The organism is Klebsiella sp. GL120222-02, assembly GCF_003097195.1.
In the GTDB taxonomy this organism is placed as follows: Bacteria; Pseudomonadota; Gammaproteobacteria; order Enterobacterales; family Enterobacteriaceae; genus Klebsiella; species Klebsiella variicola.
Genome location: NZ_QEQO01000006.1, coordinates 44,900 through 66,631, shown reverse-complemented (window position 1 = coordinate 66,631; position 21,732 = coordinate 44,900). Strand labels below are relative to the sequence as shown.

14 protein-coding genes are annotated in these 21,732 nt (G+C 60.5%); 10 read left to right on the top strand and 4 right to left on the bottom strand.

Annotation, left to right across the window (positions count from 1 at the left end):
• Positions 1 to 8: 8 nt before the first annotated feature.
• Positions 9 to 1,010, top strand: a complete 1,002-nt coding sequence (locus tag N438_RS17960) for a glycosyl hydrolase family 8 (protein WP_012967086.1) — start codon at positions 9 to 11, stop codon at positions 1,008 to 1,010.
• Positions 1,011 to 1,117: 107 nt separating this feature from the next.
• On the opposite strand, the gene bcsG is transcribed toward N438_RS17960, so the two are convergent.
• Genes bcsG through bcsE form a run of 3 tightly spaced genes read right to left on the bottom strand, consistent with a single transcriptional unit; the run spans position 1,118 to position 4,544 of the window.
• On the bottom strand, positions 1,118 to 2,797 hold the full coding sequence (bcsG, locus tag N438_RS17955; RefSeq protein WP_012967087.1) for a cellulose biosynthesis protein BcsG: 1,680 nt from the start codon (positions 2,795 to 2,797) through the stop codon (positions 1,118 to 1,120).
• Positions 2,794 to 2,991 (bottom strand): cellulose biosynthesis protein BcsF, encoded by a 198-nt coding sequence (bcsF, locus tag N438_RS17950; RefSeq protein ID WP_008806912.1) that lies wholly within the window; start codon positions 2,989 to 2,991, stop codon positions 2,794 to 2,796. The genes bcsG and bcsF overlap by 4 nt, the downstream gene beginning before the upstream one ends.
• Entirely contained in the window at positions 2,991 to 4,544 is a 1,554-nt protein-coding gene (bcsE, locus tag N438_RS17945) for a cellulose biosynthesis protein BcsE (protein WP_080782747.1), read from the bottom strand. Before bcsE ends, bcsF begins: the two co-directional genes overlap by 1 nt.
• Positions 4,545 to 4,712: 168 nt before the next feature.
• Between bcsE and bcsR the strand changes: the two genes are divergently transcribed.
• From bcsR to N438_RS17895, 9 genes are all read left to right on the top strand, one after another.
• Positions 4,713 to 4,901: a cellulose biosynthesis protein BcsR gene (gene bcsR / locus N438_RS17940; protein ID WP_002921513.1), complete on the top strand. Its 189-nt coding sequence runs from the start codon at positions 4,713 to 4,715 to the stop codon at positions 4,899 to 4,901.
• 11 nt (positions 4,902 to 4,912) lie between these two features.
• Positions 4,913 to 5,644 carry a cellulose biosynthesis protein BcsQ gene (bcsQ, locus tag N438_RS17935; protein ID WP_023323370.1) on the top strand — a complete coding sequence of 244 codons (732 nt, stop codon included), beginning with the start codon at positions 4,913 to 4,915 and terminating at the stop codon, positions 5,642 to 5,644.
• Positions 5,641 to 8,259: a UDP-forming cellulose synthase catalytic subunit gene (gene bcsA / locus N438_RS17930; RefSeq protein WP_116696397.1), complete on the top strand. Its 2,619-nt coding sequence runs from the start codon at positions 5,641 to 5,643 to the stop codon at positions 8,257 to 8,259. Before bcsQ ends, bcsA begins: the two co-directional genes overlap by 4 nt.
• 10 nt (positions 8,260 to 8,269) lie before the next feature.
• Positions 8,270 to 10,615: a cellulose biosynthesis cyclic di-GMP-binding regulatory protein BcsB gene (bcsB, locus tag N438_RS17925; RefSeq protein ID WP_008806916.1), complete on the top strand. Its 2,346-nt coding sequence runs from the start codon at positions 8,270 to 8,272 to the stop codon at positions 10,613 to 10,615.
• 3 nt (positions 10,616 to 10,618) lie between these two features.
• Positions 10,619 to 11,728, top strand: a complete 1,110-nt coding sequence (bcsZ, locus tag N438_RS17920; RefSeq protein ID WP_023298318.1) for a cellulose synthase complex periplasmic endoglucanase BcsZ — start codon at positions 10,619 to 10,621, stop codon at positions 11,726 to 11,728.
• Positions 11,710 to 15,189, top strand: a complete 3,480-nt coding sequence (bcsC, locus tag N438_RS17915) for a cellulose synthase complex outer membrane protein BcsC (RefSeq protein ID WP_044650134.1) — start codon at positions 11,710 to 11,712, stop codon at positions 15,187 to 15,189. Before bcsZ ends, bcsC begins: the two co-directional genes overlap by 19 nt.
• Positions 15,190 to 15,432: 243 nt before the next feature.
• Complete coding sequence (gene hmsP / locus N438_RS17910; protein ID WP_008806919.1) at positions 15,433 to 17,439, top strand: biofilm formation regulator HmsP; 2,007 nt, start codon at positions 15,433 to 15,435, stop codon at positions 17,437 to 17,439.
• 156 nt (positions 17,440 to 17,595) lie between these two features.
• Positions 17,596 to 18,882, top strand: a complete 1,287-nt coding sequence (locus tag N438_RS17900; RefSeq protein WP_008806920.1) for a dicarboxylate/amino acid:cation symporter — start codon at positions 17,596 to 17,598, stop codon at positions 18,880 to 18,882.
• A gap of 220 nt (positions 18,883 to 19,102) precedes the next feature.
• A complete protein-coding gene (locus tag N438_RS17895; protein WP_008806921.1) occupies positions 19,103 to 20,605 on the top strand; it encodes a pitrilysin family protein in 1,503 nt (500 codons plus the stop codon).
• Between the two features lie 53 nt (positions 20,606 to 20,658).
• Here N438_RS17895 and N438_RS17890 read toward each other — a convergent pair whose 3' ends face one another.
• Positions 20,659 to 21,588, bottom strand: coding sequence for a sugar kinase (locus N438_RS17890; protein ID WP_012967094.1), 930 nt, complete (start codon positions 21,586 to 21,588; stop codon positions 20,659 to 20,661).
• Positions 21,589 to 21,732 lie beyond the last annotated feature (144 nt).

Sequence of the window (21,732 nt, the reverse complement as noted above, 5' to 3'; positions counted from 1 at the left end):
GTGAATGTATGCCCCTGCGTGCTTTAGTGGCGGTGATAGTGACAACGGCAGTGATGCTGGTGCCCCGGGCGTGGGCGGATACGGCCTGGGAGCGCTATAAGGCCCGTTTTATGATGCCGGACGGCCGTATCATTGATACCGCCAATGGCAATGTGTCGCATACGGAAGGTCAGGGCTTTGCCATGCTCCTGGCGGTGGCGAATAACGATCGCCCGGCGTTCGACAAGCTGTGGCAGTGGACGGACAGCACCCTGCGCGATAAGTCTAACGGGCTGTTTTACTGGCGTTATAACCCGGTGGCGCCGGACCCTATCGCCGATAAAAACAACGCCTCTGATGGTGATACTCTCATCGCCTGGGCGCTGTTGCGTGCGCAAAAGCAGTGGCAGGACAAGCGCTACGCGATTGCCTCGGATGCCATCACCGCCTCCCTGCTGAAATATACGGTGGTGACCTTCGCCGGTCGTCAGGTGATGCTCCCGGGCGTGAAAGGGTTCAATCTCAACGACCATCTGAATCTTAATCCCTCCTATTTCATCTTCCCGGCCTGGCGCGCCTTCGCGGAGCGGACGCATCTGACCGCCTGGCGGACATTGCAGACCGACGGACAGGCGCTGCTGGGGCAGATGGGGTGGGGGAAATCACACCTGCCCAGCGACTGGGTGGCGCTGCGGGCGGATGGCAAGATGCTGCCAGCCAAAGAGTGGCCGCCGCGGATGAGTTTCGATGCGATTCGTATCCCGCTGTATCTCTCATGGGCCGATCCGCAAAGCGCTTTGCTCGCGCCGTGGAAGGCCTGGATGCAGAGTTACCCGCGCCTGCAAACCCCGGCGTGGATCAACGTCAGCACCAACGAGGTGGCACCCTGGTATATGGCCGGCGGCCTGCTGGCGGTGCGCGATCTGACGCTGGGTGAACCGCAGGAGGCGCCGCAGATTGACGACAAGGATGATTATTACTCTGCCAGCCTCAAGCAGTTGGTCTGGCTGGCGAAACAGGATCAGCGTTAGAGACGGTGATTGATTTGCCGCCTTCCCCGCCCGTAGGCATGAGGGTGGGGAAGGGAGAATGGGAACGTCTCACGATGTAAGGCCGCCAGTTTGGGCGGCCTTGTCGCTTATTGCGGATAAGGCACCCAGCTACCGCCATTCAGCTGGACATAAGGCTTGCCCTGATACTGGATGACGATGGCGTTGGCGTTTTCGGACACCGCTGCGCTCTGCGGCAGGTTTGCGACATACTGCTGCCAGTTGACGCTGTCCTCGCTGAACATTTTGCCGTCGAGGGCACGCACCACCAGCTCCGACACCGCCAGGTAACTGCTGGGCTGATCGATGATAATCGGCGCCCCTTCATGCGGCGCCTTCATGCCGAAGAATTTTACCGCCGTCGGGACGTTCGTGATCGACGGGCTCGGGATATCGCGCAGGCCAGAGACCTGCATCTTATCGCCCTTCAGCGCGCCGCCGTGTTCCGGCACCACCACCACCATCACTTTCCGCCCCGATTTCTCCAGCTCGGTGAAGAAGTTATCCAGGTCATCAAACAGCTTCTGCGCCCGCACTTTGTAGTCTGCGGTTTTGCTTTGTCCCGGGAAGTGGTTGCCGTCATGCAGCGGCAGGGTGTTATAGAAGGTGGCGCTCCGCGGATTGCTGCTGGCCTCTTCGGTCTTCAGCCAGCGGTTGAGGACCGCCAGATCCTCATACACCGGGGAGCCGTCAAACGCCTGCAGGCTGACCGGCAATCCGGTCTGGTCCATCAGCGGGCTCTGCATGCCGCCCAGCGAACGCAGTTCTTTCAGGAAGTCGCCGAACAGACCGTTATGGCCGAGCATCAGCTGCTGGTTGAAGCCGAGTTTCGCCAGGTTTTCAAACAGGTAGCAATCGGCGCCGGACGGCTGATACAGGTTGGTATGCGACAGCTGGCCGCAGCTGGCGCGCAGCAGGCGCACCGCCGCCGGGCCGCTGTAGGAGGTCGCGGAGTTAAAGTTTTTGAAGACAATATCGAAATGCTTCCACAGCGGATGGTCCATCAGACCGGCGGCTTCAATATCCGACCAGGAGAGCGAGCAGATATTGATCACCAGCAGGTCAAACGGCTGGGCATCCGCCGGCAGCTGGTCCGGGAACGGCGTTTTGCGCTTCTGCTCGGCGGCATAGAAACCGTTCAGCCAGTTGGTGAGATTGGCTGACGTCGGCGGCTCGGTCTGCGGTGGAATATCGCTGCTGGCGGGGCTGGTCGCGGTGCCAGCGGCGGCGTTGGCCCCGGTATTGGCCGGCGCGGTCGTGGCGGCGGCCGTGGTGGGCTGACCGGCGGGCCACAGGGTAAAGGCCGGCAGCAGCGGGCTGACCGCCAGCCAGACGACCATCGCGGAGACAAACACAGTGACGCGCAGCCACTGACTGATAAACAGCCACAGGACCAGTAAAACAAAGAAGGCGCCGACCATGCTCCAGTTAATAAACCGGACGATCAGATCCCAGATATAGCTGGCGCTGAAGCCGGCGATTTGCGAACCCTGGCTAAGAAGCGTCTCCGGACCGGGCAGCCAGGTATCGTGCCAGAACAGCGCGAAGCCGAGCGGAATAGCGATCCAGTGGCGGATACGGTGCAGCTTTTCGCGCGGGATCGGCACCAGCAGAAAGGCGAGAAACACCAGGTTCAGCATCGGGTGGAAATTGAGATACCCGGCCCACAGCAGGGCAAATTTGACCAGAAAATATAAATTCCAGCCGCCAAGGCCGCGCCAGTACTGCCAGAGCGGAAGCGGTGTCGCGGTCGGTTTAGTGTTTGTCATTTGTTCGCTTTGCCTTGCTTAACCGTGGCTCCCCGGCGTAATACGCCTGCCGGTTTCACGTAACGGGGTTTAAAGAACATCAATCTTAACGTCGTGCGAATACGGCGCTGGTAATGGCGCGTCAGGTAACCCAGCGGGAAAAACAGCAGGGCGCAGAGCACCACCAGTTGCAGAATATCGGCGATAGACATCATCAGGCTTGTTCCTCGCGGGTGGTTAACCGGTGCGGCTCGGGGTAGCGTCGCCAGTGGCGTCCATCGTGGGTGGCGTTGATGGTTTCGTTTTTATCTATCGACAAGGGCAGCGGCGTGTTCCAGTGCGCGGGCTCGACGCCGCGCATGATCACGATTTCCGAGAGGATCTGCTTGTCTTCAAACCACACCATGCGGTTAGAAAAAATATCGCCGGTCGGCAGCGGGAAAATGTGGTTTAGCGCGGTATCGAGGTCATTGATCCGGCAAAACGACAAAAACAGCACCAGCCGGTTATTGCCGATGGTCATGATATCGCCCATCCGGTTGGGTTTGCATAACGTCAGCGCCTGCTCAACGCGCAGCCCTGGCGCCGGGCGCAGGGCCACCATTACGCCTTTGCTGTCGGCGGGCAGCAGGGTATTGGCCATCACGTTCTGTACCGCCTCGCAGAAAGCATCCCACTTCTGGTAGCCGCGCAGCTTTAACGGCTGGCTCCAGGTCAACAGCGTGGCGAAATCCTCCGGAATATGGCGGGAGAATTTTTGGTTCTGCACGCTTTCGATCAACGTCAGACAGCGGGAGAGCGACGCGCTGCTGGGGATCACCAGACTGGCGCCGCTGCTAAGCAGTAGCCGCTCATCTGTCGCGCGCAGGCTGGGCGTTTGTTCACGGACAATAATTTTCAGCGCCGTACCGCGCTGGCGACGCAGGGTATGAATATAGCGGCCCAGCTGTTCAATTTGCGTATTCTGGGTGATGGAGAAAAGTACCGTGGCCGCTTGTGCGGTGCGCCCGGCGTTGAAGACCTCGTCGTTGGTATCGAACAGGGTCCAGTATTCCGACAGCGGTGGGGCGCCTTCCAGCACGCGCATATTGCTGAGGATCACCTTCTCATCACTACGTGGCTGAACGTTGGTTTCCGTCTCCTGCGCCAGCCGCCAGCCGGCATCATCGCGTTGCACCATCAGCTGCTGCTGAGCGCTGATGCCTTTGTCGCTTCCCCACCAGGCAATATCAAAGAGATGCCGGTCGCCCTGGTAACGAATACTTGCCAGGCCGGAAAGGGAACGGTACTCGCGTAATAATGGGGTGAGCTGTCGATCGATATCCTGGGCGGAATTGATCGCCAGGAAAGCGCAACGGTGATATTGCGCCCAGCGGCTGGTCTTTTCCACCCACGCGCATAGCTTATCTTTATTTATATTTTGCCAGGTATTTTCAGCGCATAGCAGAATAAACAAGTAATTGCCAGGTTCGAGGGAGCAGACTAAATCACGATGTATTTCTTCCAGGGCTTCCGGACGATTCGGCAGGGTGAACAGCGCGATATTATCCGGGCCACCTTCATTATCTAATGAAATGATATTATTAGGTTTGTCTCCCATTACCAGCGCGGCGATCTTGCTGTTTTTCGCCTGCGCGGCCAGCGTCTGATTAAACAGACTGACGGCATCGGTATAACGGTCAACGTTGAGCCACCATACCCCACCGACCGGCATATGGCACACTTCATCCCATAATGATGAAATACCCAAAGTAAATACACTATCCACGGCATCCCTCGTGCGCCCTGATTGACACTGGATAAGTTTACTAGCGAAACCGGCAGAGTAAACCTAACATTGAAATTAAAGGTCATCAGTTTTAGCATGTACACCTGCTTTTAAGGATGCGCTGTATTCGTCCTCTGGTTTAATAATAAATTTCAAACGGACAGAGATATGCCAGCAAAAGATCCTGCAGTACCCACGGACGCCACGCTGGGGTACACCTTTCAAAATGATTTTCTGGCGCTAAGCCGGGCATTTTCCCTGCCGGATATTGATTATCATGATATTTCCCGGCGCGAGCAGCTGAATGCGGCGCTGAAGCGCTGGCCGTTACTGGCAGAGTTTGCAGAGAAAAAATAAGGAAGCCGGAGATGGCTATTCTGGGATTACAGGGCGTGCGCGGGGGGACTGGCGTCACGTCCATTACGGCTGCACTCGCCTGGGCGCTGCAATTGCTCGGTGAAACGGTGCTGGCGATCGACGCCAGCCCGGATAATATGCTGCGCTTTTTTTTCAATACCGACGTCCATCATCAGGACGGCTGGGCGCGGGCGCTGCTCGACGGTCGGGACTGGCGCGACGCGGGTCTGCGCTATACGCAACATATCGATCTGCTGCCGTTTGGCCAGCTCAGCGCCGGCGAAAGAGAAAATGCTGACCAGCTGCAGCCCGCGCTGGGGGCGATGGCGGAGGCTGTGCAGCGGCTGCAGAGCCAGTACCGCTGGCTGCTGCTGGATCTGCCGAACGGTTATTCGCCATTAACCCGCGAGCTGCTGACGCTGTGCGATCGCACACTGGTGGTGGTTCATCCCGACGCCAATAGCCATATCCGTCTACACCAGCAGCCCCTCCCGGCCAACAGCGACATTCTGATTAACGATCTGCGGGTCGGCAGCCAGCTACAGGAAGATCTCTACCAGCTGTGGCTGGAGAGCCAGCCGCGCATCCTGCCGGTGACGATTCACCGCGACGAGGCGATGGCCGAGTGCCTGGCGGCGAAACAGCCTCTTGGGGAGTATCGTCAGGACTCCCTGGCGGCGGAAGAGGTGCTGACCCTGGCGAACTGGTGCCTGATCCACTATTCCGGCGGGAGGCCGGCATGATCCGCCTCAGCACGCTGCTGCTGGCTCCGCCGGTGGAGGAACGGCTGCGCGCGCGCTATGACGACTATCGGCAGCACGGGGCCTCCTGGCTTTCGGCGTCGCTTGGCTGTCTGTGGGCGTCGCTGGTCTGGGCGCTGATGCCGCTGGAGACGCCGCGCTGGCAGGCGATTCTGGCCCACCATGAAACCTATTTTCCCCATATTAATCCGCATCGCCCGCGTCCGCTGGATCCGCTGCGCTACCTGCTGCAATCCCTGTGGTTGCTGGCGACGCGCGTGCCGGAGCCGGAAAAAAAGGTCAACTGGCGCTCGCTGGCGGCCCTGGAAGGGGTGCACGGTCGCTATACGCAATGGCTGGAGAAACTGCCTGAACAGGTGAACGCCCGCACCGGCCATCTGGATAAACAGAAAGAGCTGGCGCACCTTAATCCGAAGCTGCGCCGGGCAATCCTTGGGGGGGTGACCTTCTGCTCGCTGGTGCTGGCGCTAATGTGTATTACGCAGCCCTTTAACCCGCTGTCGCAGTTTATCTTCCTGATGCTGCTGTGGGGCGTGGCGCTGCTGGTGCGGCGCATCCCGGGGCGTTTCTCGGCGCTGATGCTTATCGTGCTGTCGCTGACGGTGTCGTGCCGCTATATCTGGTGGCGCTACACCTCGACGCTGAACTGGAACGACCCGGTAAGCCTGGTGTGCGGGATCATTCTGCTGTTCGCAGAGACCTACGCCTGGGTGGTGCTGGTGCTGGGCTACTTCCAGGTGGTCTGGCCGCTGAACCGCCAGCCGGTGCCGCTGCCGGAGGATATGGATCTGTGGCCAACCGTGGACATCTTCGTCCCCACCTATAACGAAGATCTCAACGTGGTGAAAAACACTATTTACGCCTCGCAGGGCATCGACTGGCCGAAGGACAAGCTGAACATCTGGATCCTCGACGACGGCGGACGGGAAGCGTTTCGCCAGTTTGCCAAAGATGTCGGGGTGCACTATATCGCCCGTACCAGCCACGAGCACGCCAAGGCCGGTAACATCAACAATGCGCTGAAATACGCTAAAGGGGAGTTCGTCTCGATCTTTGACTGCGACCATGTGCCAACGCGCTCGTTTCTGCAGATGACCATGGGCTGGTTCCTGAAAGAGAAAGAGCTGGCGATGATGCAGACCCCGCACCACTTCTTCTCGCCCGATCCCTTTGAGCGCAACCTTGGCCGCTTTCGCAAAACGCCGAACGAAGGGACGTTGTTCTACGGCCTGGTGCAGGACGGGAACGACATGTGGGACGCCACCTTCTTCTGCGGCTCCTGCGCCGTTATCCGTCGCGGCCCGCTGGATGAGATTGGCGGGATAGCCGTCGAAACGGTAACCGAAGATGCCCATACCTCTCTGCGTCTGCACCGGCGGGGACACACCTCAGCCTATATGCGGATCCCGCAGGCGGCGGGGCTGGCGACGGAGAGTTTGTCCGCGCATATCGGCCAGCGCATCCGCTGGGCGCGCGGGATGGTGCAGATTTTCCGGCTCGATAACCCGCTGTTTGGCAAAGGCCTGAAGCTGGCGCAGCGCGTCTGCTACGCTAACGCCATGCTCCACTTCCTCTCCGGTATTCCGCGCCTCATCTTCCTCACGGCGCCGCTGGCCTTTTTGCTGCTCCATGCCTATATCATTTATGCGCCTGCGCTGATGATCGCGCTGTTCGTGCTGCCGCACATGATCCACGCCAGCCTGACCAACTCGAAGATTCAGGGCAAATACCGCCATTCGTTCTGGAGTGAAATCTACGAGACGGTGCTGGCCTGGTATATCGCGCCGCCCACCTTTGTGGCGCTGATTAACCCGCATAAAGGTAAGTTCAACGTCACCGCGAAGGGCGGGCTGGTGGAAGAAGAGTATGTCGACTGGGTGATCTCCCGGCCCTATATCTACCTTGTACTGCTCAATCTGGTCGGCGTCGCGGTGGGGATCTGGCGATTTATGTATGGCCCGGAAAACGAAATTCTCACCGTCTGGGTGAGTATTGTCTGGGTGTTCTACAACCTGATTATTCTTGGCGGCGCGGTGGCGGTCTCGGTCGAAAGCAAGCAGGTTCGCCGTTCGCATCGTGTCGAAATGAGCATGCCGGCGGCGATTGCCCGCGAAGATGGCCATCTGTTCTCCTGCACGGTTCACGACTATTCCGACGGCGGGCTGGGGATCAAAATTCACGGCGACGCGCAGGTGCTGGAAGGCCAGAACGCCAGGCTGTTGCTCAAACGGGGACAGCAGGAATATGCCTTCCCGGTTAGGGTCGCGCGGGTCAACGGCAGCGAGGTGGGGCTCCAGCTACTGCCGTTGACCAACCAACAGCATATCGATTTTGTGCAGTGTACGTTTGCCCGCGCTGATACGTGGGCGCTTTGGCAGGATAGCTTCCCGGAAGACAAGCCGATGGAAAGCCTGCTGGATATCCTCAAGCTGGGCTTCCGTGGCTATCGTCACCTGGCGGAGTTTTCGCCGCCGTCGGTGAAGGTAGTTTTCCGCGCGCTCACTTCGCTGGTGGCCTGGATAGTGTCGTTTGTACCCCGACGCCCTGAACGCGCCGCGCCGACGCTCTCCGCAGACCCGGCAATGGCTCAACAATGATGATAATGCGATGAAAAGAAAACTTTCCTGGATGTGTGCAGTAGCGGTGGGCATGTGCAGCTGGTATCCGCTGGCCTCTTATGCGGCGCCGGCCGTCGTGGCGAACGCCGCCCCTGGCGTTCAGCCGCAGGTAGCGACCCCGGGCGCGCCGATCGTGGTGGGCGAGCCAACGGCGGCCCTTGCCGAACCGACCGCCCCGGCGGCGGTGGCCGAGAACGTCCCGCAGCGGGAGGTGAAGCTGACTTTTGCCACCATCGCGCCGCCGCCCGGCAGCATCGTGCTGCGCGGCTCACGGCCTGACGCGTCGGTCGAATTCGGCATGCGCAGCGATGAGCTGGTCGCCAACGCGCTGCTCAACCTGGAATACACCCCATCGCCTTCGCTGCTGCCCGTGCAGTCGCAGCTGAAAGTCTATCTCAACGATGAGCTGATGGGCGTCCTGCCCGTGACCAAAGAGCAGCTGGGGAAAAAGATCCGCGCGCAGTTGCCGATTGACCCGCTGTACATCACCGACTTCAACCGCGTACGGCTGGAGTTTGTCGGTCACTACCGCGATGTCTGCGAAAACCCCGCCAGCAGCACGCTGTGGCTGGACGTCGGGCGCGAAAGCTATCTGGATCTCACCTACCAGTCGCTGAAGGTGCATAACGATCTGTCACACTTCCCGGTGCCGTTCTACGATCCGCGCGATAACCGCCCGCTGACGCTACCGATGATTTTCCCGGGCTCGCCAGCGGTGGCCCAGCAGCAGGCGGCGGCGATTGTCGCCTCCTGGTTCGGCAGCAAGGCCGGCTGGCGCGGCCAGCAGTTCCCGGTCTATTTCAACGAACTGCCGGATCGTAACGCCATTGTCTTCGCCACCAACGACAAGCGCCCGGACTTCCTGCGCGATCATCCGCCGGTCAAGGCGCCGACCATCGAAATGATCGACAACCCGAACGATCCTTACGTCAAGCTGCTGGTAATTTTCGGCCGCGATGATAACGACCTGCTGCTGGCGGCGAAGGGGATTGCCCAGGGCAATATTCTGTTCCGCGGCAGCAGTGTCACCGTGGACGGCATCAAAACCCTGCAGCCGCGTCAGCCTTACGACGCGCCGAACTGGGTGCGCACCGACCGCTCGGTCACCTTCGCTGAGCTGAAAACCTATGAGCAACAGCTGCAGTCCAGCGGGCTGGTGCCGGATGCCATCACCGTGGCGCTTAACCTGCCGCCGGATCTCTATCTGCTGCGGGCCAACGGCATCGATATGGATCTGAAATATCGCTACACCATGCCGCCGGTGAAGGACAGTTCGCGGATGGATATCAGCCTCAACGACCAGTTCCTGCAGTCGTTCAGCCTGAACAGCGCTCAGGACGTGAACAAACTGATCCTGCGCCTGCCGGTGCTGCAGGGGCTGCTGGACGGCAAATCAGAGGTCACCATCCCCGCGCTGCGTCTCGGGGCGGTCAACCAGCTGCGCTTTGACTTCCAGTACATGAACCCGATGCCGGGCGGCTCCATCGACAACTGTATTACCTTCCAGCCGGTGCAGAACCATGTGGTGATTGGCGACGATTCGACCATCGACTTCTCGAAGTATTATCACTTTATCGCCCTGCCGGACCTGCGCGTCTTTGCCAATGCGGGCTTCCCTTACAGCCGTATGGCCGACCTCTCCGACACGCTGGTGGTGGTGCCGAAAGCGCCGACCCAGGGCCAGGTGGCGACGCTGCTGCAGGCGCTGGGCGGTATCGGTTCGCAGACCGGTCTGGCGGCGATTAATCTGCAGATGACCGACGATGGCAACCAGATCAAGAACAAAGATGCGGATCTGCTGCTGATCGGCGCGATCCCGTCGTCCCTCAAGGACGACACCAAAATCAACCTGCTGGTCGAGGCGACCAAAAGCTGGGTGAAAATGCCGATGCGCCACTATGACCTGGCGAGCATTTATCCCGATGACGATGCCCGCACGCCCAATACCCGCACCGACATTACCTCTTCCGGGCCGATGGCGGCGGTGATTGGCTTCCAGTCGCCGTATAACGATCAGCGCAGCGTGGTGGCCCTGCTGGCCGACAGCCCGCGCGGTAATGAACTGCTGACCAACGCCCTCAACGACAGCGGTAAGCGGGCAGCAATGTTTGGGTCGGTAGCGGTGATCCGCGAGTCCGGCGTCAACAGTCTGCGGGTAGGGGATATCTACTACGTGGGTCATCTGCCCTGGTTCGAGCGCATCTGGTTCGCGCTCTCTAACCACCCGATACTGCTGGCGATCTTCGCCGCTATCAGTATTGTGCTGCTGGCGTGGGTGCTGTGGCGCATGCTGCGCATCATCAGTCGCCGCCGTCTTAGCCTGGATGATGAATAAACCATGATGAAAGTACTTTGTGGCGCGGTGCTCTCCGCGCTGCTGCTGGCGGCGGGCCCGGTGAGCGCCGCCTGCCAGTGGCCCGCCTGGGAGCAGTTTAAAAAAGCGTACGTCAGCCCTGAGGGACGGGTGATTGACCCCAGCGATGCGCGCAAAATCTCCACCTCGGAAGGACAGAGCTATGGCCTGTTTTTCGCCCTGGCCGCCAACGATCGCGCGGGGTTCGACAAACTGCTGACCTGGACGCAGAACAACCTGGCGGAAGGCGACCTGCGGCAACATCTGCCGGGCTGGCTGTGGGGCAAAAAGGACGATGAGCAGTGGACGTTGCTGGACAGCAACTCGGCCTCCGACTCGGATCTGTGGATAGCCTGGGCGCTGCTGGAGGCGGGCCGCCTGTGGCAGCAGCCGCAGTACACCGAGACCGGCAAAGCACTGCTGGCGCGGATTGTCGAGGAAGAGACGGTGGCGGTGCCCGGTCTTGGCACGATGCTGCTGCCGGGAAAAGTCGGTTTTGCCGATGACAGCGGCTGGCGGTTTAACCCCAGCTATCTTCCGCCGCAGCTGGCCACCTACTTTGTGCGTTTTGGCGCGCCGTGGCCTGCCCTGCGCGACAGTAACCTGCGCCTGCTGCTGGAAACCGCGCCGAAAGGCTTTACCCCGGACTGGGTGCGTTATGAGAAAGGGAAAGGCTGGCAGCTGAAAACCGAAAAGCCGCTGATCGGCAGCTATGACGCGATTCGCGTCTACCTGTGGGTGGGCATGCTCCATGATGGCGATAAGCAGAAAGCGCGCCTGCTGCAACGCTTCGCGCCGATGGCGGCGCAGACCACGGAGCAGGGGGTACCGCCGGAGAAAGTGAATATCGCCACCGGCAAAACCAGCGGCCAGGGGCCCGTGGGCTTCTCCGCGGTGATGCTACCGTTTTTACAGGACGACGAGGCCCGGTCGGTGCAACGCCAGCGCGTCGCCGATAACTATCCCGGCGCGGATGCCTACTACAGCGCAGTTCTGACGCTGTTCGGCCAGGGTTGGGATCAACACCGTTTTCGTTTCACTGCGGGTGGCGAATTACAACCTGACTGGAACCAGGAATGCGCAAGCTCTCACTAAGTTTACTCACGCTGTCCCTCGGCGTGGCGCTGCTGCCGTTAGCGCAGGCGGCGACGACGCCTGCCCAGGAGCATCTGCTGGAGCAGGTCCGCCTTGGCGAGGCCAGTAATCGTGAAGACCTGGTGCGCCAGTCGCTGTACCGCCTGGAGCTGATTGATCCCAACAACCCGGATCTGATTGCCGCGCGGATGCGCTACCTGCTGCGTCAGGGGGATGCCGCCGGGGCGCAAAAAGAGCTGGAACGACTGACAAAGCTGGCGCCGGACTCCCCGGAGCTGAAGGCGTCGCGCAATGAGATGAAAAGCAACACCGGCGAGGGCCGGCAGGCGCTGCAGCAGGCGCGACTGCTGGGTGTGGCCGGGAAGGTCGATGAAGCCATCGCCGCCTATGAAAAACTGTACGGCGGGGTGCCGGATGACGTTGACGTCGCCATTGAATACTGGACGCTGGTGGCGCGCCTGCCCGCTCGCCATAGCGAAGGCGTCAGCCAGTTGAAAAAGCTGAACGCCAGCGCGCCGGGCAACGTCAGCCTGCTGACTTCGCTGGCGAAGCAGATGTTTGCCGATAACAAACCGCAGGAAGGGTTTGCCTATCTGGCGGAGATGGCCCGCTCGGCCTCAGGACGCGGCATCGCCGCCGACATGTGGTTCAGTGAAGTGAAAAGCATGCCGGTGAGCAAGGCCAGCGTGCAGGCGTTGCAGCAATTTCTCCTGCAGTTTCCCACCGGCTCGGTGGCGGCGAACGCCCGCGTTCTGCTCGACCAGCAGCAGGCGCAGCTGCAGGATCCGACCTTCCGCGCCCGCTCGGAAGGGCTGGCGGCGGTCAAGTCCGGGAATGCCTCGCAGGCGGTCGCGGATCTTCAGAAAGCCGTTCAGGCCGACAGCCGCGACAGCGATGCGGTGGGCGCCCTCGGCCAGGCCTATTCCCAGCGCGGCGATCGCGCGCGGGCAGTGGCGCAGCTCAATAAAGCGATTGCCATGGACCCCGACAGCCCGAACCGCGGCAAATGGGACAGCCTGCTGCAAACCAACCGTTACTGGCTGCTGATCAAGCAGGGGGATAACGCCCTGAAAGCCGGCCAGCTTTCGCAGGCGCAGAACTATTATGCCCAGGCGCAGCGGGTCGATCGCACCGACAGTTATGCCGTGCTGGGATTGGGGGACGTCGCGGCGGCGCGCAAAGAGTCGGCAGCGGCGGAGCGCTATTACCAGCAGGCGTTGCGCCTGGATCGCGGTAATAATCTGGCGGTGCGCGGTCTGGCCAACCTCTATCGCGCCGAATCGCCGGAGAAAGCCAGCGCCTGGATCGCCGGCCTCCCTCCCGCTCAGCGGCGGAGCATCGATGATATTGAGCGCAGTCTGACCAACGACCGGCTGGAGAAACAGGCGCAGGCCCTGGAAAGTCAGGGCAACTGGGCGCAGGCGGCGGAAGTCCAGCGTCGGCGCCTGGCGCTGGATCCGGACAGCGTGTGGATAACCTACCGTCTGGCGCGCGATCTGGTTAGCGCCGGTGAACGCCAGGAGGCCGACGCGCTGATGCGGGCGATGGTCAACCGCCAGCCGCAGGATGCTGAACGGGTCTACGCCTCGGGGCTGTACCTGTCGGGGAACGACCAGGACGATCTGGCCCTGGCGCAAATCGCCGCTCTGCCGCGCAGCGCGTGGACGGATAATATTCGTGAGCTCGAAGCGCGTTTGCAAAGCGACCGGGTGCTGCGCCAGGCCAACCAGCTGCGCGACAGCGGTAACGAAGCGCAGGCGATCGCCCTTATCCAACAGCAGCCCGCCTCGGTGCGCTATGACCTGACGCTGGCCGACTGGGCGCAGCAGCGCGGCGACAGCCAGACGGCGATTGCCGACTATCAGCGGGTGCTGCGCCAGGAGGCCGACAATGGCGATGCGCGCCTCGGCCTTGCGGAAGTCTACCTGGCCGAGGGCGATAAACAGGCCGCCCGGGCGCAGGTCATGCAGTTGAAAGGCGCAGAGACCGAATCCATGAATATGCAGCGTCGGGTCGCGCTGGCGCGAGCCGGCCTTGGCGATACCGCTGATGCCCAACAGATTTTTAACCAGATTGTGCCGCAGGCGAAGGCGCAGCCGCCCTCGATGGAGAGCGCGTTGGTGCTGCGCGATGCCGCGCGCTTTGCCACCCAGACCGGGGCGCCGCAGCAGGCGCTGACGCACTACCGGGAGGCGATGGTGGCCTCCGGCATCACCCCCGCGCAGCCGCAGGATAACGATACCTTTACGCGGCTGACGCGCAACGACAGCCGGGATGACTGGCTGAAGCGCGGGATCCGTAGCGATGCCGCCGATCTTTATCGCCAGCAGGATCTGAACGTCACCCTGGAACACGACTTCTGGGGTTCCAGCGGCACCGGCGGCTATTCCGACCTGAAGGCGCATACCACCATGCTGCAGGTGGATGCTCCGCTGGCGGATGGCCGGATGTTCTTCCGCACCGATCTGGTCAATATGGATGCCGGCAGCTTTTCCACCCACAGCGACGGGAGCTACTCGCCCAGCTGGGGCACCTGCGGGGAGATCGCCTGTACCAGCGGCAGTAAAAACCAGACCGACAGCGGGGCCAGCGTGGCGGTCGGCTGGAAGAATGACACCTGGAGCGGCGATATCGGCACCACCCCGATGGGCTTCAATGTCGTCGATGTGGTGGGGGGGCTGAGCTACAGCAGCGACGTCGGGCCGGTGGGGTACACGGTCAACGTCCACCGGCGCCCCATCTCCAGCTCGCTGCTCTCCTTTGGCGGGCAGAAAGACAGCAGCAGCCATACCGGCACCACCTGGGGCGGCGTCCGCGCCGACGGCGGCGGCCTGAGCCTCAGCTATGACCGGGGCGAAGCGCACGGCATCTGGTCCTCGCTGGGGGCCGATTCGCTGACCGGTAAAAACGTGGCGGATAACTGGCGCGTGCGCTGGATGACCGGGTACTACTACAAGGTCATCAACGAGAATAATCGTCGCGTCACCGTCGGCCTCAACAATATGATCTGGCACTACGACAAAGATCTCAGCGGTTACACCCTCGGCCAGGGCGGCTATTACAGCCCGCAGGAGTATCTCTCATTCGCCGTGCCGGTGACCTGGCGTCAGCGTACCGAGAACTGGTCCTGGGAGCTCGGCGGGTCGGTGTCATGGTCCCATTCGCGCACCCAGACGCAAGCCCGTTATCCGCTGCTGAACCTGATCCCGTCCGACTACCGCCAGCGCGCCAGCGAGCTGACGGAGGAGGGGAGCAGCAGTCAGGGATTCGGTTACACCGCCAGAGCGCTGGTGGAGCGGCGGGTGACCAGCAACTGGTTCGTCGGCGCCGCGGTCGATATTCAGCAGGCGAAGGATTACACCCCGAGCCATGCGCTGCTTTACGTCCGCTACTCGGCGGCCGGCTGGCAGGGGGATCTGGATATGCCGCCCCAGCCGCTGGTGCCCTACGCCGACTGGTAGCAGAATAGGCTGAATTACGTCACAGAGCGCCACTCCACGACGCGCTTCGCGTATACTCGTGAGGCATTGCCCACCGTCGGCCGCCGGGGCGATTTCCCCGGCTTCTGCGCCACCGCGCGGAAATATCCCGTCACTTCATCCCTCGCGGGCGTGGGCGAAGGATTTGAGTATATAATCAGCCTGAAACGACCGGCATTGAAGGATTGATACCGGGTATGCATTCAGTATCAGTGGAGAACACCGTTGCGCGTCAGCCGTTCACTTACAATCAAACAGATGGCGATGGTCGCGAGCGTGTCCATGGCCTTTGTATTGGTTTTTTGCACTATTTTGCTGTTTCACTTTGTGCAACAGAGTCGCTTTACCACGGCCACGCAGTTAGAAAGTATCGCGCGATCCGTTCGCGAACCGCTGTCTGCGGCTATTCTGAAAGCCGATATTCCGGAAGCGGAAGCCATTTTAAGCCGTATCCAGCCTGCTGGCATCGTCAGCCGGGCGGATGTGGTGTTGCCGAACCAGTTCCAGGCGCTGCGGATGCGATTTATCCCCGAGCGGCCGGTGCCGGTGACCGTCACCCGGCTGTTTGAGCTGCCGGTGCAGATTTCGCTGCCTATTTATTCACTGGAACGGCCGGCTAACCCCCAGCCGCTGGCCTATCTCGTGCTGCAGGCGGATTCATACCGCATGTATAAATTCGTCATGAGCGCCCTTGCTACGTTAGTGACGGCTTACTTACTTTTGGTGCTGATGCTGACGGTGGCGCTTACCTGGTGCATCAACCGGCTGATGGTGCGCCCCCTGCGGCGTATCGCCCGCGAGCTGAACGATCTCTCCCAGCAGGATCGTCTCGGCCATCAGCTAACGCTCCCGCGCCTGCACCATGACGACGAGATCGGTATGCTGGTGCGCAGCTATAACCGCAACCAGCAGAGCCTGGTGCGCCAGCATGATGAACTGTCCATCCAGTCGACCCGCTTCCCGGTCTCAGAGCTGCCGAATAAAGCCTTTTTGCTGGCGATGCTGGAGCAGACGGTGGCCCGCCCCCAGAGCGCCGCGCTAATCGTCGTCGCCTGCGAAACCCTGCAGGATGCCGCCGGGGTCCTCAAGGAGAGCCAGCGCGAAATGCTGCTCCTGACGCTGGTGGAGAAGCTGCGAGCCGCCATTCCGCCGCAAATGGTGCTGGCTCAGGTGAGCGGGTATGACTTCGCGATTCTCGCCGATGGCCTTGCCGAACCGTGGCAGGCGGTGACGTTAAGTAAGCAAGTGCTCACTATTATTAATGAGCGTTTGCCGCTGCATGGGCTGCAGCTGCGGCCCTACGCCAGCGTCGGGATCGCCATGTTCCACGCCGGGCTCAGCGCCGAGCAGTTTTACCGGCGCGCGGTGTCGGCTGCCGTCACCGCACGACGTAAAGGCAAAAACCAGATTGAGTTCTTCGATCCCGAGCAGATGGAAAAGGCTCAGCGCCGTCTGATGGAAGAGCACGACATTATTACCGCCCTCGACAACCAGCAGTTCGCTATCTGGCTGCAGCCGCAGGTGGCCTGCGCCAGCGGCGAGATCTGCGGCGCCGAAGTGCTGCTGCGCCAGCGGCAGGCGGATGGCAGCTGGTCGCTACCGCCGTCGCTGATTGAGCGCATTGAGTCCTGCGGGCTGATTATCCCGGTCGGCTACTGGGTGATGGAAGAGGCCTGCCGCCAGCTGGCGGCCTGGCAAAGCCAGGGGATTATGCTGCCGCTGTCGGTCAATGTTTCCCTGCTCCAGCTGCTGGAACACGACCGTGGCGAGGAGATGCTAAAGCTGATCGCCCGCTACCGTATCGCCCCTGGCACCCTCATCCTCGAGGTGACGGAGAGCTGCCGGATGGACGATCCGCAGGATGTGATGGCGCGGTTGCGACCGCTGCGCGAGGCCGGGGTACAGATTGCGCTGGATGATTTTGGCATGGGTTATGCCGGGTTGCACCAGCTGCAGCAGATGAAAGCTCTGCCGGTGGATATTCTGAAAATCGATAAAGTATTCATCGATATGCTGCCGGAGGATGTCAGCATGGTGCCGGCGATGATCCAGCTCGCGCGCGGCCTGTCGCTGCGTATCGTGGCGGAAGGGGTGGAGAACGACGCCCAGTACCGCTGGTTGCAAGCCGCGGGCGTCGAGGTGCTCCAGGGCCATCTGTTCGGTTGCGCTTTGCCGCTGGAGGCATTCAGCGCGCGCTATCTCTCCCCGGTTCGTGAGGATGAAAATTTGTAAATGTTTTGTTGACTTGTGCGAGTCAGCTCAAAGATTTTAACAATTGCGTTGCACTTTCGGCGTTAGTTATTTCTGAAATGTTTCCAGGGTGTTATTTTTAAGCCACAGACGTCAAATATCCCTTCTTGCTCTGTGGTTATTCCCAAAGGACACCCTATGAAAACCTCTATCTTTAAAAGCCTCTATGTCCAGGTTCTGACGGCCATAGCGATCGGTATTCTGCTGGGCCATTTTTACCCGGAACTGGGCGCGCAAATGAAACCCTTCGGCGACGCCTTCGTTAAGCTGATTAAAATGGTGATTGCTCCGGTTATCTTCTGTACCGTCGTGACGGGGATCGCCGGGATGGAAAGCATGAAAGCCGTCGGCCGTACCGGGGCGGTGGCGCTGCTCTATTTCGAAGTGGTCAGCACCATCGCGCTGATTATCGGTCTGATTATCGTCAACGTGGTGCAGCCTGGCGCCGGGATGAACGTCGACCCGTCAACGCTCGATGCGAAAGCGGTGGCGGTGTACGCTGAGCAGGCGAAAGACCAGGGGGTGGTGGCCTTTTTACTGGATGTGATCCCGGGCAGCGTCATTGGCGCCTTCGCCAGCGGCAACATTCTGCAGGTGCTGCTGTTCGCCGTCCTGTTTGGTTTTGCCCTGCACCGTCTGGGCAGCAAGGGCCAGCTGATTTTCAACGTCATTGAAAGCTTCTCCCAGGTTATCTTCGGCATCATCAATATGATCATGCGCCTGGCGCCGATTGGCGCTTTCGGGGCCATGGCCTTTACCATCGGTAAATATGGCGTCGGCACCCTGGTGCAGTTGGGGCAGCTGATCATCTGCTTCTACATCACCTGTATTCTGTTCGTGGTGGTGGTGCTGGGGAGTATCGCCCGGGCTACCGGCTTCAGCATCTTCAAATTTATCCGCTATATCCGTGAGGAGCTGCTGATTGTGCTGGGAACCTCCTCGTCAGAATCAGCGCTGCCGAGAATGCTCGACAAGATGGAGAAGCTGGGCTGCCGCAAATCGGTGGTGGGCCTCGTGATCCCGACCGGCTATTCGTTCAACCTCGATGGCACCTCCATCTACCTGACGATGGCCGCGGTCTTTATCGCCCAGGCGACCAACAGCCATATGGATATTTTCCATCAGATCACCCTGCTGGTGGTGCTGCTGCTCTCCTCGAAAGGGGCGGCGGGGGTGACCGGCAGCGGCTTCATCGTGCTGGCGGCGACCATCTCCGCCGTCGGGCATTTGCCGGTGGCGGGCCTGGCGCTGATCCTCGGTATCGACCGCTTTATGTCCGAAGCCCGTGCGCTGACCAACCTGGTGGGTAACGGCGTCGCTACGGTGGTGGTGGCTAAATGGGTCAAAGAACTCGATGCCAAACAGATGGATGATGTTCTGAATAACCGTGTTCCAGCGAACAAATCGCACGAATTATCCTCTTAAATCCTCCTCTTAGGCCCGTACTCCCTTGCTGGAGTACGGGCTCCTGCGCATAATTAGAGGTCATTTCCGCTTGGCGGAAATGACACGAAATGATTATTTTGCGTTGTCATGCGACATTTTCGTCTCCGTGTGGTCTAACCGACGTATTTCACTCTCACTTTTTTTCGGCAGCCCGTCAGTGGGGTGCTGTTGTAACCAGGAATGTTCATCAGGGGTTCACATGCAGGGCACAACAATTAAACTCTTAACGGGCGGTTTGCTGATGGTAGCGGCGGCCGGTTATGTGCAGGCAGAAGCGCTCCAGCCTGATCCGGCCTGGCAACAAGGGACCTTAGCGAATGGTTTGACGTGGCAGGTGCTGGCCACGCCGCAGCGTCCCAGCGACCGTATTGAAGTCCGTCTGTCCGTGAATATTGGCTCGCTGAGCGAAAGCACTCAGCAGAGTGGTTTCAGCCGCTTTGTTCCTCGCCTGGCGTTGACGCAAAGCGGCAGCCTGCCGACGATGCAGGCGCGCTCTTTATGGCAGCAGAGTATTGACCCGAAGCGTCCTCTGCCGCCGGCCATCGTCTCCTACGATTACACAATGTTTAATCTCAGTCTGCCCAATAACCGCAACGATCTGCTGAAAGAGGCGCTGAGCTGGCTGGCGGACGCCAGCGGTAAGCTGACCATTACGCCTGAATCGATCAATCATGCGCTGCAGGGCAGCGACATGGTGGCGACGTGGCCGCTGGATACCAAAGAGGGCTGGTGGCGCTACCGCCTGAAAGGGTCCACCATGCTGGGCCATGATCCTGCCGCGCCGCTGAAGCAGCCGATAGACGTGGCGCAGCTGAAAGACTTTTATCATAAATGGTACACCCCCGACGCCATGACGCTGATTGTGGTCGGTAACGTCGACAGCCGCAGCGTCGCTGAGCAAATCAGCAAAACCTTCGGCGATCTGAAGGGCAAGCGGGAAACGCCCGCGGCGGTGCCGACCTTATCGCCACTGCCTACCGTGCCGGTCAGCATCATGACCAGCGCGGTGCGTCAGGACAAACTGTCCATCATGTGGGATGCGCCCTGGCAGCCAATCCGCGACTCCGCGGCGCTGCAGCGCTACTGGCGCGACGACCTCGCCCGCGAAGCGCTGTTCTGGCACGTGCAGCAGAGCCTGAGCAAAAATAACGTGAAGGATATTGGTCTTGGCTTTGACTGCCGGGTGCTCTATCAGCGCGCGCAGTGCGCGATCAACATCGAATCGCCGGGCGAGCGTCTGAACAACAACCTGAGCGTGGTCTCGCGCGAGCTGGCGAAAGTGCGGGACAACGGCCTGCCGCAGGAGGAGTTTGACGCGCTTATCGCCCAGAAAAGCCTCGAGCTGCAGAGGCTGTTTGCCACCTATGCGCGCACTGACACCGATATTCTGATGAGCCAGCGCATGCGCTCCCTGCAGAATCAGGTGGTGGATATCGCGCCGGAGCAGTATCAGAAGCTGCGCCAGGAGTTCCTCAACTCCCTGACGGTAGACATGCTGAATCAGTACCTGCGTCAGCAGCTGTCCCAGGATATGGCGCTGGTGCTACAGCAGCCGAAAGGCGAACCGGAATACAACATGAAGGAGCTGCAGGCCACGTGGGAAAAACTGATGGCGCCGAATCCGGCGGCCGCGGCGGTCAGCGGCAGCGCTGATACAGTTGATGCCCACAGCGAGGCCAGCGACATCCCGCCAGGGCAGTAACTAACGCCTCTCCGGCGCGCCAGCGGCGGCCGGAGAGCGCTTCCTGCGGAGAATTACTGCGGCATCGCTTCCCGCGGGATGATCGCCCCGCGATACTGGATCACCGTGCTGGCGGTCAGGTGTCCGCGTTTGGCGGCGGATTCTGCATCGCCGCCGGTCAGGCGAACGGCCAGGTAGCCGGCGCTGAAGGAGTCTCCGGCGGCGGTGGTATCCACCACCTTCTCTTTGGCCAGCCTGACAGCCGGCACTTCCTGTAGCGGTTGCCCGCTAACCGAGACCAGGCAGGCATCCGCCCCGCGCTTCACCACCACCTCTTCCACGCCGGCGGCATGCGTGCGGGCGATCACCTCAGCAACCGGTTTTTCCCCCCACAGCGCGTCTTCATCATCGAGCGTCAGAAACGCGATATCGGTGCAGGCAAGCATCTCCTGATAGACCTGCTGCGTCTCCGCCTGGCTGGCCCACAGGCGTGGACGATAGTTGTTGTCGAAGATCACCTTGCCGCCGTTGGCGCGGCACTCACGCAGCAGCGTGAACAGCTTGTCGCGGCTGGCTGGGCTGAGAATGGCGAGACTGATGCCGCTCAGATAGAGATAGTCGAAAGTGGCCAGCTCTTCGCAAATCGCCGCCGCGCGATCGCTCTCCAGCCAGAACTTTGCCGCCGCCTCGTTGCGCCAGTAGTAGAAGGTGCGCTCGCCGGTGTCATCGGTTTCAATGTAATACAGCCCCGGCAGGCGGTCGGCCATCCGCTGGATAAGATCGGTGTTGACGTTTTCCTGCTGCCAGCTGTCGAGCATCTGCTGGCTGAACGCATCGGTTCCCAGCGCGGTGACATAGTGGACGCTCAGTGCGCTGGCATCGGTCTGCCGCGCGATATAGACCGAGGTGTTTAAGGTATCGCCGCCAAAGCCGCGGTTAACGGCCCCGTTCTTCTCTGACAGCTCAATCATGCATTCGCCAATAACGGCAATTTTTTTAGACATAGCCAGAACCTGCAATGGAATCGATATAAGCGCTAGTGTGCGCTGCGCTGTTTTGCTGGTCAATCATATTAAAACATCGTTCCATTATTTTTTTGACCTGACGCGCGTAATGTGACGAAAAGCGCATTTCCAGGATAAACGCCG

Bases quoted from the DNA above. Each gene is read 5' to 3' on its own strand.
- N438_RS17960 (WP_012967086.1), top strand. From the start codon at position 9: ATGCCCCTGCGTGCTTTAGTGGCGGTGATAGTGACAACGGCAGTGATG.
- bcsG (WP_012967087.1), bottom strand. From the start codon at position 2,797: ATGACAAACACTAAACCGACCGCGACACCGCTTCCGCTCTGGCAGTAC.
- bcsF (WP_008806912.1), bottom strand. From the start codon at position 2,991: ATGATGTCTATCGCCGATATTCTGCAACTGGTGGTGCTCTGCGCCCTG.
- bcsR (WP_002921513.1), top strand. From the start codon at position 4,713: ATGCCAGCAAAAGATCCTGCAGTACCCACGGACGCCACGCTGGGGTAC.
- bcsQ (WP_023323370.1), top strand. From the start codon at position 4,913: ATGGCTATTCTGGGATTACAGGGCGTGCGCGGGGGGACTGGCGTCACG.
- bcsA (WP_116696397.1), top strand. From the start codon at position 5,641: ATGATCCGCCTCAGCACGCTGCTGCTGGCTCCGCCGGTGGAGGAACGG.
- bcsB (WP_008806916.1), top strand. From the start codon at position 8,270: ATGAAAAGAAAACTTTCCTGGATGTGTGCAGTAGCGGTGGGCATGTGC.
- bcsZ (WP_023298318.1), top strand. From the start codon at position 10,619: ATGATGAAAGTACTTTGTGGCGCGGTGCTCTCCGCGCTGCTGCTGGCG.
- bcsC (WP_044650134.1), top strand. From the start codon at position 11,710: ATGCGCAAGCTCTCACTAAGTTTACTCACGCTGTCCCTCGGCGTGGCG.
- N438_RS17900 (WP_008806920.1), top strand. From the start codon at position 17,596: ATGAAAACCTCTATCTTTAAAAGCCTCTATGTCCAGGTTCTGACGGCC.
- N438_RS17895 (WP_008806921.1), top strand. From the start codon at position 19,103: ATGCAGGGCACAACAATTAAACTCTTAACGGGCGGTTTGCTGATGGTA.
- N438_RS17890 (WP_012967094.1), bottom strand. From the start codon at position 21,588: ATGTCTAAAAAAATTGCCGTTATTGGCGAATGCATGATTGAGCTGTCA.